Source organism: Pseudomonas sp. CJQ_9, assembly GCF_043106615.1.
Taxonomy (GTDB): Bacteria; Pseudomonadota; Gammaproteobacteria; order Pseudomonadales; family Pseudomonadaceae; genus Aquipseudomonas; species Aquipseudomonas juntendi.
In genome coordinates this window covers 80947-95111 of sequence record NZ_JBICMS010000044.1, presented here as the reverse complement: position 1 = coordinate 95111, position 14165 = coordinate 80947, and the positions used below count along the sequence as shown (strand labels likewise).

The 14165-nt window shown below is 62.7% G+C and carries 10 protein-coding genes; 2 read left to right on the top strand and 8 right to left on the bottom strand.

What is annotated here, in order from left to right; all coding sequences use genetic code 11:
* Window positions 1-113 precede the first annotated feature (113 nt).
* The 6 genes from ACF8SD_RS08290 to ppsA form a co-directional block, all read right to left on the bottom strand.
* Window positions 114-938 (bottom strand): mechanosensitive ion channel domain-containing protein, encoded by an 825-nt coding sequence (locus ACF8SD_RS08290; RefSeq protein ID WP_173890577.1) that lies wholly within the window; start codon window positions 936-938, stop codon window positions 114-116.
* Between the two features lie 2 nt (window positions 939-940).
* Window positions 941-1213 carry a CrfX protein gene (locus ACF8SD_RS08285; RefSeq protein WP_173890579.1) on the bottom strand — a complete coding sequence of 91 codons (273 nt, stop codon included), beginning with the start codon at window positions 1211-1213 and terminating at the stop codon, window positions 941-943.
* Between the two features lie 112 nt (window positions 1214-1325).
* Entirely contained in the window at window positions 1326-2321 is a 996-nt protein-coding gene (locus ACF8SD_RS08280) for a zinc transporter ZntB (RefSeq protein ID WP_392484197.1), read from the bottom strand.
* Between the two features lie 27 nt (window positions 2322-2348).
* A complete protein-coding gene (gene rraA / locus ACF8SD_RS08275) occupies window positions 2349-2840 on the bottom strand; it encodes a ribonuclease E activity regulator RraA (protein WP_009684023.1) in 492 nt (163 codons plus the stop codon).
* Window positions 2841-3059: 219 nt separating this feature from the next.
* A complete protein-coding gene (locus tag ACF8SD_RS08270; RefSeq protein ID WP_249414285.1) occupies window positions 3060-4052 on the bottom strand; it encodes an alpha/beta fold hydrolase in 993 nt (330 codons plus the stop codon).
* A gap of 101 nt (window positions 4053-4153) precedes the next feature.
* Window positions 4154-6529 (bottom strand): phosphoenolpyruvate synthase, encoded by a 2376-nt coding sequence (ppsA, locus tag ACF8SD_RS08265; RefSeq protein ID WP_173890584.1) that lies wholly within the window; start codon window positions 6527-6529, stop codon window positions 4154-4156.
* A gap of 191 nt (window positions 6530-6720) precedes the next feature.
* Between ppsA and ACF8SD_RS08260 the strand changes: the two genes are divergently transcribed.
* A complete protein-coding gene (locus tag ACF8SD_RS08260) occupies window positions 6721-7539 on the top strand; it encodes a pyruvate, water dikinase regulatory protein (RefSeq protein ID WP_012271263.1) in 819 nt (272 codons plus the stop codon).
* A 142-nt stretch (window positions 7540-7681) separates the two neighbouring features.
* Here ACF8SD_RS08260 and ACF8SD_RS08255 read toward each other — a convergent pair whose 3' ends face one another.
* Window positions 7682-12547: an NAD-glutamate dehydrogenase gene (locus tag ACF8SD_RS08255; protein ID WP_173890586.1), complete on the bottom strand. Its 4866-nt coding sequence runs from the start codon at window positions 12545-12547 to the stop codon at window positions 7682-7684.
* Between the two features lie 273 nt (window positions 12548-12820).
* Between ACF8SD_RS08255 and ACF8SD_RS08250 the strand changes: the two genes are divergently transcribed.
* The gene (locus ACF8SD_RS08250) at window positions 12821-13174 is read left to right on the top strand and encodes a hypothetical protein (RefSeq protein ID WP_009684028.1); all 354 of its coding nucleotides are present in this window, start codon (window positions 12821-12823) and stop codon (window positions 13172-13174) included.
* 28 nt (window positions 13175-13202) lie between these two features.
* On the opposite strand, the gene ACF8SD_RS08245 is transcribed toward ACF8SD_RS08250, so the two are convergent.
* The gene (locus ACF8SD_RS08245; protein ID WP_029887872.1) at window positions 13203-14108 is read right to left on the bottom strand and encodes a LysR family transcriptional regulator; all 906 of its coding nucleotides are present in this window, start codon (window positions 14106-14108) and stop codon (window positions 13203-13205) included.
* Between the last annotated feature and the right edge of the window lie 57 nt (window positions 14109-14165).

Here is a 14165-nt window from a genome sequence, read left to right as displayed (position 1 = left end):
GGGCGGCGTAGGAACTTTATTCAAAACGGATCTGGCCGACAGTCAGGTCAATGTCGCCGCGCGACCCCGTGGGTCGAATTTCGCGGCGGCATACATTAACAGCTTTCACGCGGTTAGCGGCTATTGACTCGCTGTTCCAGCAGCTCGCGGTTGGACAACGACACCAGCTCCCCCTCCTCGGTCAGCAGCGTGGTTTTCACCGTGCCGATTTCCTCGATGAGCCCTTCGACCTCTCCAATCCGCACCTGCTGGCCTACCTGGTACAACTCGCGAACATAAATGCCGGCCAGAATCTGCCCGGCAATTTCGCGGCTGCCCAGGCCCATGGCCAGGGCAACCGCCAGACCAACGGTAATCAGGCCGATGACGATCACATGGTTGAGCAGGTCGGTTTTCACCTCCAGCTGGCTGATGGCCACCGAAATGCTGATGATGATGACCAGCCCTTGCGCGATCCGCCCCAGGCCAGCCGAATACTCCAGGCCAATGCCTTCTGCAGCACCGCGCACCAGGCCATTGGCCACCTGTGCCAGCAGCACGCCGGCCAGCAACACCAGGGCCCCGCCGAACACTTTCGGCAAGTACAGGGCAAGCATGTCGAGGGTCGCCGAAACCCGCTCCAGGCCCAGCGATTCAGCGGCGGAAACCAGGAAGATGAGCAGTACGAACCAGTAGACGATCTTGCCGATCAGGGTGGAAATGGGCACCTGAATGCCGACCCGGCCCAGCATTTTGGTCAGGCCGGTACCCGCCATCAGGCGGTCCAGGCCGAATTTGGCCAGCAGTTTGGACAGCAGTGTATCGAGCAGCTTGGCTACCACGAAACCGAGCAGCACCACGACCAATGCGCCGAACAGGTTAGGGATGAAGTTCGCCACTTTGGTCCAAAGGGCGGTCATCGCGGTGACCAGGCTCTGGGTCCAGAGATCGAGTTCCATATTCAATCGGCCTTATCTGCTTTGCTGCCAGCGGCAGCGTTGCGGGAAGTGTGTCGACGCACCGGCGCGACATGCGCCGAGCCATTGTTCACGGCAATCAGCAGCGCCTGGCTCCAGCGGCCAAGCAAGCTGAACAGATCACCCGCACCGACCTGGCGGTTGGCGGTTTTCAGCACGCGACCCAAGCAGGCAGCGTCATCCCGGTCGTCCCGGTCGTTGCCGGAGGGTGACGCCTTGAGCAGGTCGCGCAGGGATTCTTCAAACGGATCGTGCATGTGCACCTCGCGCAGTGTCAGCTAGAGACGAGATGGCCCGGCGATGGGTCACACGTCCGATTGGCACGAATGTTTCGAATGGTGTGATGTACGCCTGCAGCCCGCCCACGCTTCATACCCATCGCAACCGGCGGAACAACCACCACTGCCCCACCGCCAGCCCTAGCACCACAAGGCAGGCGAACAGGAAGCCGTAGGGGTTTTGCGCCCCCGGAATGCCACCGACATTGATGCCCAGCAGCCCGGTGATGAAGCTCATCGGCAGAAAAATGCAGGTGATGATGCCAAAGCGGTACATGGTGCGGTTCATCCGCTCGCTGCGGCGACGGTCTTCGCTCTCCAGCACCAGCGCGGCGCGCTCGCGGGTCAGCTCCAGCTCCTCCAGGTAGCGGATCAGGCTGTTGTTCAGCTCGTTCCAGTAATCGGCATCGGCATAGGCGAACCAGCCCCACTTGCTGCGTGATAACTGGGCATAGATTTCCCGTTGCGGGGCCAGGAACCGGCGCAACCCAGCGGCCCGCCGACGGATCTGCTGCAGGCTGCCTTGTTCGGGGGTATACCGTTCGTCGGATTCGACCTTTTCTTCTTCCAGGTCGACCAGTTCGGCGAGGTCACTGACCAGCCCCTGTACCTTTTCGGTCAGCAGTTCCCCCATCAGCAGCAGCAGTTCGGATGCGGATGTGGGCCCCCTGCCCTGTTCCAGTAGCTGGAGCACCTCGTCGCTGGCGCGCAGGGGCCGCAAGCGCAGCGAGATGACCCGCTGCGCCTCGGCGAAAATGCGCACCGAGACCATGTCTTCCGGCTCGGCACCCGGGTTCAGGTTGACCCCACGCAAGAACAGCAGCAGTTGTTCATCGGCCATGGGCAGCAAGCGCGGGCGGGTATTCTCCTCCAGCAGCAGCTCGCAGGCGAACTCGCTGAGGCCGCTTTCATGCAACAGCCAGGTACGGGTTTGCGGGTGGCTGCGATCCCAGTGCAGCCACAGGCTCTGCTGGGGCTGCAATTGCAGGTCGGCCAGTTCGGTACGGGCAATCGAGCGCGCGCCGCCTTTGCCATCGAGCACCAGGGCATGTACCAGCCCCCACTGCGCGTTGTCTTCCTCGAACATCAAAGCTCCATCAGCGCGTGCGGCGCATCACTCCGGCATTTTCAACGGGCTTGGCGACACCAGCACGCCATTGTTGTCGGCGTACACATACTCGCCCGGGCGGAACGTCACGCCGGCGAAGGTCACTGCCACATTGAGGTCACCGATGCCGCGCTTGTCGGTCTTCATCGGGTGGCTGGCCAGCGCCTGCACGCCGACGTCGGTCTGGATCAATACATCGACGTCGCGTACGCAGCCGTAGATCAACAAGCCTTCCCAGCCATTTCTGGCAGCCTTCTCGGCAAGCATGTCCCCCAGTAATGCCCGACGCAGCGACCCACCGCCATCGACTACCAGCACCTTGCCTTTGCCATCGAGTTCGACCTGCTCCTTGACCAGCGAGTTGTCCTCGAAGCACTTGATGGTAACGATCTGGCCGCCAAACGAATCACGGCCACCGAAGTTGCTGAACATCGGTTCCAGCACCTGGACCAGGTCCGGGTAGGCGTCACACAGGTCGGGCGTTACGTAATGCTGCATGGGAAGCTCCTGTCAGTCACAACGAAAGCGGGTATCGGCCAAGGCTACACCGTAGAGCCCATTGCAGTCATCCGGGACTAGATAGTCATGTGTGTTTTGCCTGTGCCGGCCCTATCGCCGGCAAGCCGGCTCCCACAGGATTGTCACAGGTTCGCAGGCTTGTGCAGTACCTGTAGGAGCGGGCGCGCCCGCGAAGAGGCCAGCACAGGCGACGCAAACTCAGCTGACCGGCACAGGCTCTGCAACCACTGTGGACGCATGCACCGGCAACAGCGGGTTACGCAGCCAGCGCTCCACCAGCGGCCACACCTGCACCTGCGCAGCCTTGCTCACCAGCATGTCGACATGCCCGAAAGTGTCGAAACCTTCTTCACGCCCCAGCCGCAGGAACTGCTTGCGCTCGCCCCCCACCTGTTCAAACAGCTTGCGGCAGGCCCACACCGGGTCCTGGAAGTCGCCGGCGCCGGCCACTGCCAGTAGCGGCACATCGACCTCGGCCAGCCCTGCCCACCAATCCTGCTTCTTGTCGCCAAAACGCCCGAACAGGCCATGCCAGCGCAGGCTTTCCAGGGCCAGCCCTAGTGGTTCGTCCTCTGGCCCACGCTTGAAGCGCGGCCCGGAAATCTGCCCCCAGCGCTTGAGCAGCCACTTCGCGCCCCAGGCCACTGGCGGGACCTTCAACGGCCAGTACACGCGGCTGACCTGTGTGCCGAACAGGGCCACGCTCGCAACCTCGTCGGCGCTCAGAAAACCGCCACCCAACGCTGCCACAAGGGTTGTCCCGCCGAGTGAGTGGCCCACCCAATGCGGCGCCTGGCCGGCTTGTTCGCGCACGAAGGCGTTGATGGTTGGCAGGTCTTCACGGGCATAGCCGGCTACGGTGTTGAGTCGCCAGGCCGCATTGCGTGGCGACAGACCATGGCCACGCATTTCCGGGATCCATACGTCGAAACCGGCCCGTGCCAGATAGGCCCCCAGGCCGATGCCCTTGGGCGAATACCAGAAACGCCGGTTGGAAAAACTGCCATGCAGCAGAATCACCGGCACGCCCTGGGCCTGCTCCTGGTCGGCCAGCCCCAGACGGGTAACGGCCAACTCCACACTGGGATCAGGGCTGTTGCCGGCCTTGATCCGGTACACGTCTTCACTGAGGTCGCCGCGGCGCTCGGCACTGAGCAAGGCCACGGGAAATAAACGGCTACTGCTTTGCATAAGGTTGCTTGGTGCACAAAAAAGGGCGGGATCCATTGCTGGAACTCGCCCTGGAAAAAACCAGGCGGGGGCACGCCAGACGCCCCCCCGCGTTTATTGCGTCAGGCTGCGCCCTGGCCTTCGGCGAGGAAGAACCAGGTTTCGAGTACCGAGTCCGGGTTCAGCGACACGCTCTCGATGCCCTGCTCCATCAGCCACTTGGCCAGGTCTGGGTGGTCCGACGGGCCCTGGCCGCAGATGCCGATGTACTTGCCAGCCTTGTTGCAGGCAGCAATGGCGTTGGCCAGCAGCTTCTTCACGGCCGGGTTACGCTCGTCGAACAGGTGGGCGATGATGCCCGAGTCACGGTCCAGGCCCAGGGTAAGCTGGGTCAGGTCGTTGGAGCCGATCGAGAAGCCGTCGAAGTACTCCAGGAACTCCTCGGCGAGAATGGCGTTGGACGGCAGCTCGCACATCATGATGACGCGCAGGCCGTTGTCGCCACGGGCCAGGCCGTTTTCGGCCAGCAGGTCGACGACCTGGCTGGCCTCGCCCAGGGTACGCACGAAGGGCACCATGATTTCGACGTTGGTCAGGCCCATCTCGTTGCGTACGCGCTTGAGCGCGCGGCACTCGAGTTCGAAGCAGTCACGGAACGACTCGCTGATGTAGCGCGAGGCACCGCGGAAGCCCAGCATCGGGTTCTCTTCTTCCGGCTCGTACAGCTTGCCGCCGATCAGGTTGGCATACTCGTTGGACTTGAAGTCCGACAGGCGCACGATGACCTTTTTCGGGTAGAAGGCCGCGGCCAGGGTGCTGATGCCCTCGACCAATTTCTCGACGTAGAAGCCGACTGGGTCGTTGTAGCCGGCAATGCGCTTGTCGACACTGTCTTTGAGGTCGGCAGGCAGACCTGCGTAGTTCAGCAGTGCCTTGGGGTGCACGCCGATCATACGGTTGATGATGAATTCCAGACGCGCCAGGCCGACACCGGCGTTGGGCAACTGGGCAAAGTCGAAGGCGCGGTCCGGGTTGCCGACGTTCATCATGATCTTGAACGGCAGCTCGGGCATGGCATCGACCGAGTTCTGCTTGACGTCAAAGCCCAGCTCACCCTCGAAGATGAAGCCGGTGTCGCCTTCGGCGCAGGAAACCGTGACGCCCTGGCCGTCTTTGAGCACCTGGGTGGCGTTGCCGCAACCGACCACGGCCGGGATGCCCAGCTCACGGGCGATGATCGCCGCGTGGCAGGTACGCCCACCGCGGTTGGTGACAATGGCGCTGGCGCGCTTCATCACCGGTTCCCAGTCCGGGTCGGTCATGTCGGAAACCAGCACGTCGCCTGGCTGCACCTTGTCCATTTCCGACACATCGTGGATCACGCGGACCTTGCCGGCGCCGATGCGCTGGCCAATGGCACGGCCTTCAACCAGGACCGTGCCCTTTTCCTTCAGCAGGTAGCGCTCCATGACATTGGCGCTGGAGCGGCTTTTCACGGTTTCGGGGCGGGCCTGGACAATGTACAGCTTGCCGTCGTCACCGTCCTTGGCCCATTCGATGTCCATCGGGCGCTGGTAGTGCTGCTCGATGATCATCGCCTGTTTGGCCAGTTCGCTGACCTCGGCGTCGCTCAGGCAGAAGCGCGCACGTTCGGCGCGGTCGACTTCCACGGTTTTCACCGAACGGCCGGCCTTGGCTTCATCGCCATAGACCATCTTGATCGCCTTGCTGCCCAGATTGCGGCGCAGGATAGCCGGGCGGCCGGCCTGCAGGGTGTTCTTGTGCACGTAGAATTCGTCGGGGTTTACCGCACCCTGTACCACGGTTTCACCCAGGCCATAGGCGCCGGTGATGAACACCACGTCGCGGAAGCCCGACTCGGTATCGAGGGTGAACATGACACCGGCGGTGCCGGTTTCGGAACGAACCATGCGCTGCACACCGGCAGACAGGGCGACCAGTTTGTGATCGAAGCCCTGGTGCACGCGGTAGGCAATGGCACGGTCGTTGAACAGCGAAGCGAACACTTCCTTGGCCGCGCGGATCACGTTGTCCACGCCGCGAATGTTGAGGAACGTTTCCTGCTGGCCGGCGAACGAGGCGTCCGGCAAGTCTTCAGCAGTGGCAGAGGAGCGCACGGCAACGGCCATGTTGTCGTTGCCAGCGGCCATTTCGGCAAACGCCGTACGGATTTCCGCATCCAGACGCGCCGGGAAGTCGGCTTCCATGACCCACTGGCGGATTTGCGCGCCGGTCTTGGTCAGGGCGTTGATGTCATCCACGTCGAGGGCGTCGAGCGCCGCATGGATCCGGTCATTGAGGCCACTCTGCTCGAGAAAATCGCGGTACGCCTGCGCCGTAGTGGCAAAGCCGCCCGGCACCGATACACCAGCACCGGCAAGGTTGCTGATCATCTCGCCCAGGGATGCGTTCTTGCCCCCCACATGCTCCACATCATGGACGCCGAGCTTATCGAGGGAAACTACGTACTCTACCAAGGTGATCTCTCCACTAACTGTGTTGGAAAAGCTCAAAGGGCGCCCGCCTGTACGCTATGACTTGGCCGGGCGTTTGTGGCCTGTACCTGGAAAATAGGCTTTGCAAATGTGGCAGAATGTCGACAGCCGCATTCGGCAAACCGAACTTATCATATCCAAGAATCTTCATCAGCTTAAGGCCCAGGTCGCAAATGAAACGAACCGCGTTCTTCATCTCCGATGGCACCGGTATCACAGCCGAAACCCTGGGCCAGAGTCTGCTCGCGCAATTCGAGAGCATCCCGTTCAACAAATTCACCCGGCCGTACATCGATTCGCCCGACAAGGCGCGGACCATGGTCCAGCAGATCAATGCCGCGGCCGAGCGTGACGGTGTGCGCCCGATCATCTTCGACACCATCGTCAACCAGGACATACGTGAGATCCTGGCCACGTCGAATGGCTTCATGATCGACATCTTTTCGTCGTTTTTATCCCCACTTGAGCAGGAATTGACCGCCCATTCGTCGTATTCCGTGGGTAAGTCCCATTCGATCGGCGGCAATTCCAACTACATGGAACGCATCGAGGCGGTGAACTTCGCCCTGGACAACGACGACGGCGCGCGCACGCACTACTACGACAAGGCCGACCTGATCCTGGTGGGTGTGTCGCGCTGCGGCAAGACCCCCACCTGCCTGTACATGGCCATGCAGTTTGGCATCCGCGCCGCCAACTACCCCCTGACCGAAGACGACATGGAACGCCTGCAGTTGCCGGCAGTGCTGAAAAAGCACCACAACAAGCTGTTCGGCCTGACCATCGACCCTGACCGCCTCACGGCCATCCGCCACGAGCGCAAGCCCAACAGTCGTTACTCAAGCTTTGCCCAGTGCGAGTTCGAAGTGCGCGAGGTGGAGAGTTTGTTCCGCCGGGAGAACATTCCCAACATCAATTCCACGCATTTTTCGGTGGAAGAGATTTCGGCGAAGATCCTGGTGGAGAAAGGCGTGGAGCGGCGGTTCAAGTAGGAAAGCTTCAAGCTTCAAGCTTCAAGAAAAAGCGGGGGCTGTGTACAGGATCTAAACGGTGCTAAAGCCAGAAGCTGCAAGCGAAACCAGTGAGGTCCGCTTGCAGCTTGTAGCTTGTAGCTTGCAGCTTGCAGCTTGCAGCTTAAGCAGGCACCACCGCGGCCTGCCCGCTCATGGCCAGGTCGACCAGCTCGCGGTTGGCCACCGCATACATCGCATAGTCGTTGCCGCTGGCATTGCGCAGGTCATCGAGCATCGCGCGCCAGCGCTCTACCATCACCCGGTGCTGCTCGGCCCACAGCGCCACACGGGCGTCCATGTCTTGCGGCCCGTCGGCCATTTGCAGGACCGAAATGGTGATCGCCCGCTGCTGCAAGTCGATGTCGTCACGGAAGGCCTCGCGGGCCAGCGCCTGCCAGTTGTTTTCCACCGGCAGGTTGCTGATTTCCTGCAGGTACCAGGTCAGGTCCAGCGCGCTGCCCACGGCGAAGAACGCCTTCGCCACCTGCGCCGGCTCATGCCCGGTAACGTCAGCCGCTTCGATGATCGGCAGCAACGTGTACAGGTGGCTGGTACCGGCCACCATGCGCGCAAGCAGTTCCGGCACGCCAGCCTCGACGAAGCCCTGGTAGCGCACCATCCAGCGTTCGCGGGTCGGGCCTTCGAGCAACTCATCCAGCTTGAGCCCGAGCTGCGCGATTTTCGGCCCGAAGTGCGCGGTGTCGCGCCCGGCGTCCTGCTCGTTGCGGCGGCTGCGCAGGAACCAGCGGGTTGCACGGCGGCCCAGGCGCATCAGCTCGTCCATCAAGGTCAGCTGGACCTCCGCCGGCACCTGGTAGTCGAGGGCCTCGATCTGGCGGAACCAGTGCGGCAGGTGGAAGATGTCGCGCACGATCACGTAAGCCCCGGCCACGTTGGCCGGGCTCATGCCAGTCGACTCCTTGAGACGCTGGACGAAGGTGATGCCCATATTGTTGACCAGGTCGTTGGCGATCTGGGTACTGACGATTTCACGCTTCAGGCGGTGGCGGCGCATGGATTCGGCGAACTTGCTGACCAGCGACGGCGGGAAGGCGGTTTCCATGTCGCGCGTCAGGTAGTCGTCGTCCGGCACCTGCGACTTCAGCAACTGCTCCTTGAGGTCGATCTTGCTGTACGAGATCAGCACCGACAGCTCGGCGCGGGTCAGGCCATGGCCGGCGGCCAGGCGTTCGGCCAGTTGCTCCTCGGAGGGCAGGAACTCGATGGCACGGTCCAGCTTGCCCCGCGCCTCCAGGTCAGCCATCAGGCGCTTGTACTCGGCAATGCGTTCGCGGGCGCGGCGGGCGGCCAGCGACAGCGCCTGGGTCTGCTTGTAGTTGTTGCCCAGCACCAGGCTGGCGACTTCATCGGTCATGCTGCCGAGCAGCTGGTTACGCTGCTTCTCGGTCATGTCGCCACCCTGCACCACTTCATTGAGCAGGATCTTGATATTGACCTCGTGGTCAGAGCAGTCCACGCCACCGGCATTGTCGATGAAGTCGGTGTTGGTCGCCCCGCCGTGCAGGCCGAACTCGACCCGGCCAAGCTGGGTCATGCCCAGGTTGCCACCCTCGCCCACCACCTTGCAGCGCAGCTCGTTGCCGTTGACCCGCAGCGCGTCGTTGGCCTTGTCGCCGACGTCGGCGTGGCTTTCGCTACTGGCCTTGACGTAGGTGCCGATCCCGCCATTCCACAGCAGATCGACCGGGGCCTTGAGCAACGCGTTCAGCAACTCGGTCGGCGTCAGGCGGTCGGCTACGATGGCGAAGCGTTCTTTCATCTGCGGGCTGATGGCAATGCTCTTGGCGCTGCGCGGGAAGATGCCACCGCCTTCGGACATGATGCTGGTGTCGTAGTCGGTCCAGGCCGAGCGCGGCAGGTCGAACAGGCGCTTGCGTTCGGCGAAGCTGGAAGCCGGCTCGGGGTTGGGGTCGATGAAGATGTGCAAGTGGTTGAACGCGGCCACCAATTGCAGCTTTTCGGACATCAGCAAGCCATTGCCGAATACGTCGCCGGCCATGTCCCCCACACCGATGACGGTGATCGGGTCTTCCTGCACGTTGATGCCGCGCTCACGGAAGTGCCGCTGCACGCCGACCCAGGCGCCGCGCGCGGTAATACCCATTTTCTTGTGGTCGTAACCGGCCGAACCGCCCGAGGCGAAGGCGTCGCCCAGCCAGAAACCGTAGTCGATGGCAATGCCGTTGGCGATGTCGGAGAAGGTCGCGGTGCCCTTGTCGGCGGCCACCACCAGGTACGGGTCGTCATCGTCGTGGCGCACCACGTTGGCCGGCGGCACCACGCCGCCATCCTTGAGGTTGTCGGTGATGTCGAGCAGGCCGGAAATGAAGATGCGGTAGCACGCCACGCCTTCGGCCGCGATCTCGTCACGGCTGCCGCCCAGCGGCAGGCGCCGCGGCAGGAAGCCACCCTTGGCACCCACCGGCACGATCACCGAGTTCTTCACCTGCTGGGCCTTGACCAGGCCGAGCACTTCGGTGCGGAAGTCTTCTTCGCGGTCGGACCAGCGCAAGCCGCCACGGGCCACGTTGCCAAAGCGCAGGTGCACGCCCTCGACCCGTGGCGAATAGACGAATATCTCGAACTTGGGCACCGGCTTGGGCAGCTCGGGAATCAGCCGCGGGTTGAACTTGAAGCTGAAATACGACTTGTTCTGGCCGTTGGCGTCCGGTTGGTAGAAGTTGGTGCGCAGGGTGGCCTTGATCAGGTCCAGGTAGCGGCGCAGGATGCGGTCTTCGTTGAGTACCTGCACCTCGTCCAGCGCGGTCAGAATGGCCTGTTCCAGGCGCTGCTGCTTGTCGTCCAGGTCGTCCTGGGTCAGCTTGCGCGCCAGGTAGAAGCGGGTCTTGAACAGCCGGGTCAACTCACGGGCGATGTCAGTGTGGTTGTTCAGGGTGCTGGCGATGTAGCCAAGGTCGAAGCCCAGGCGGATCTGCTTGAGGTAACGGGCGTAGGCGCGCAGCAGTGCCACGTCGCGCCAAGGCAGGCCGGCAGTCAGCACCAGGCGGTTGAAGGCATCGTTCTCGGCATCGCCGCGCACGATATGGATGAACGCGTCCTGCAGGGTGTCATTGAGCTGCTGGATATCCAGGCTAAGGCCTTCGCTGTAAGTGAAGGCGAAGTCGTGGATCCAGTATTCACGGCCACTGGCATGGCGCAGCCGGTACGGGAACTCGCCGAGTACGCGCAGGCCGAGGTTTTCCAGAATCGGCAACACATCGGAGAGCGCCAGCGGCGTGTCCACGTGGTACAGCTTGCAGTGCAGGATGCGCTCGCCGACCTGGGTCAACGGCTGGTAGAAGCTCATCGCCAGCGGCTTGCTTTCCGACAGGTTGAGCACGTGCTGCAGGTCGACTACCGCCGAGTGGGCGGCGAAACGCTCGCGGTAGCCCGCCGGGAAGCCGGTGGGGAAGTCGGCGAGGATGTTGGTGCCCTGGGCTTCGCCGAAGTTCTCCACGACCAGCGCCGAATAGTCGTCGCGCCACGAGCGGCAGGCCTGCACCACTTCGCGCTCCAGCTGCTGCGGGTCGATGTCGATGCGGTTTTTCGGGTCGACCCGAAGAATCAACTGCACGCGGGCCAGCACCGACTCGGAGAAAAACGTCCAGAACTCGCAGTCGCTGGCCTTCAGGCGCTCCATCAATACCTGCTGGATCTTCTGCCGCACTTCGGTGGAGTAGATTTCCCGCGGCACGTAGGCCAGGCAGTAGCAGAAGCGGCCGTACGGGTCCTTGCGCAGGAACACGCGGATCTTGTTGCGCTCCTGGATCTGCACGATCGCCATGACCGTGGTGAACAGCTCGTCGATTGGCGTCTGGAACAGGTCGTCGCGCGGCAGCACCTCCAGCACCTGAGCCAGCTCCTTGCCCAGGTGAGCCTTGGGATCGAAGCCCGAGCGGCGCTCCACTTCCGCGACCTTGACGCGGATGTACGGAATGGCATGCACACTTTCGCCGTACACCGACGAGGTGTACAGGCCCATGAAGCGGTGCTCCTTGATGACGTTGCCGTCGGCGTCCAGCTGGCGAATCGAGACATAGTCCGGGTAGGCCGGGCGGTGCACGCGACTGGGCAGCGCGGCCTTGGCGAACGACAGCAGCAGCGGCTCATTGAGGTAAGCCACGGCGTAGTCTTCGATGCGCAGTTCGTCGGCCGTCAGGCCCACACGCAGGCGGCGCGGCAAGCCGAGGAACGACTGTTCGTCGTAGACCATCTGGCCGCCATCGGCAGTGCTGGCGACGGTGAATTCCTCATAGCCGAGGAAGGTGAAGTGGTTGTCCAGCAGCCACTCAAGGAAGGCCTTGACCTCGCCCTTCTCGTTTTGCGCCGGGCCGAATGCGGTTTGCTCCACCTTGGCGAGCACTTCCTGCAGCTTGGCTTTCATCGGCTCGAAGTCGGCGACCGCCACCCGAACCTCAGCCAGCACCTGTTCGATCTCGCGGGTCAGCACGGCCAGTTCGGCGGCGTTGGCGCAGCGGTCGATCTCCAGGTACATCAGCGACTCGTGCTGCACACCCTCGCCCCGGCTGCCCTTGGGCAGCAGCTCCAGCAGCTCGCCGTTTGCGCCCCGGCGCACGCTGAGCACGGTGGTTTGCAGGGTGTGGATGCTATAGCCACGGCGGTTGAGCTCGGTGCGTACCGAGTCGACGAGGAACGGCAGGTCGTGGTGCAGCACCTCGACCACGGTATGGGTCGACTGCCAGCCGTTACGTTCGTAATCGGGGTTGTACACGCGTACTTGCGGGTACTGGGGGTCGAAACGCTCGATGATGCGCCAGGCTGAGAGGGTGCAGCCGGCCAGGTCGGAAAGCCTGCGCTGGGTGAGTTCGTCCAGAGAGATGATGCCGAAGAACTGATCGGCGAACAGCGCCACTTGTGGCAGGGACTGTTCGCTGATGTGCTGCGCCAGGGCCGCTTGCAGTTGGTGCTGGAAGTCGGCTTTGCTGGCTGCGGTGAAGAACGCCATCTGTGGTACTCCGCTTGGGCTTTGTAATAGTTGAAGCGTCGCTGCGTGCGCCATTTACGGATCAACGATAGCCAACCCGTGGCAAGGCGGACGGTAAAAACCAGAGGTGGAACGTGCGCAGGCACGCCCGGGCTTGGCGAAGCTTAACGACTGATCGGTCATCAAGGCTTGCAGCGCTGCGACAATTTCGGTCAAGGGGCGGTAACTTTACGTTTATGCATGTAGCCAAGACTGTCAGAATTCCCTTCCGTTTCCTTTAATCCGAGCCTGCTCATGCAAATCAACACCGCCCTGCTGTTCGCCACCCCTTGCGATGACGAGGAAGACAACATGGCGACCCTGTGCTGCCATAGCGACAAGGGCCAGATGTTCCTGCTTACCCGCTACCCGGACGAAGACACCGTCGACCTGACCCTGGATGACGAGCCGTCGACGCTGGACGGGCTGAAAGTGACCTTGAGTGCCAAGCGCCTGCTGATCGAAGTGGCCGCCGGTGACCGCGATGCGCTGAAGGGGGATGAGGTGCTGGAAATCAACCTGACCAGCGACCTCAGTGACCTGGATGAGGTGAAGGAAACCCTGGAGAACATCCTGGCCGGCACTGGCACCTTCGTCTGCGAGCTTTAGGGCTTCATACGCCGCGCGTAGCCCCTGATCATGCCAGCGCTTGTTGCATTGCTTTAGCCTGCGCCCGCAATGCCTCACAAAACGGCTCCACCGCAGCCGAAGCCGGCCGATGATCCGGGCGGATCAGCATCACCTGGTATGGCACCGATACCCGCAACGGCCGGATCGGCAGCCCGCCCTGCGCGGCCTCCAGCCCGCTCAGCGGGTTGATGATGGCAACCCCCAGGCCCTGGCGCACCATGGCGCAGACCGAGGCCGCACTGGTCGTCTCGATCACCGTTCGGCGGTTCACACCCGCCGCGCGGAAGTGCTGGTCCAGTTGCTGGCGGTAGGTGTCCAGGCTGGCCAGGTTGATGAAATCGACTTCGTGAAAATCGCTCAACGCCAGCTCGGCCTTGGCCTGCAACGGGTGGTGTTCGGGCAGCACGCACACCATGTTGGCGCTGAACAGCCGCTCCCCATACGCCCCGCGGGGTATCTGCTCGACCTCGGTCAGGCCCAGGTCGTGCTGCTGGGCCACCAGTGACTCCTCCAGCAACGGCGATTCCTGGGCCAGAATGCTCACACTCACCCCCCGGTGCTGCTGGTGGAAGCGCTGGCAGGCCTTGGGCAGCAGGGTTTGCGAGAACAGCGGCAGGCAGGTGATGGCCAACCGGCCCTGCTCGAAATTGCGAATGGCCTGGGCAAAGCGGTCGATCCGCTCCAGCCCGACATAGGCGCGCTCCACCTCCTCGATCAACAGAAGTGCCTGGGCTGTCGGCACCAGCCGCCCACCTTCGCGCTGGAACAGGTTCAGCCCGGTGACCTGCTCCAGCCGGGCCAGCTCGCGGCTGACGGTGGGCTGCGAAGTGAACAGCAGGCGAGCTGCAGCGGTGACGCTGCCCGCCGCCATGATGGCGCGGAACACTTCGATATGGCGGACGGACAATTTCACGGCAACGCCCTGCGTAATGACAGTGGCCATATCAGATATGAATGGCCGACAGAAAAA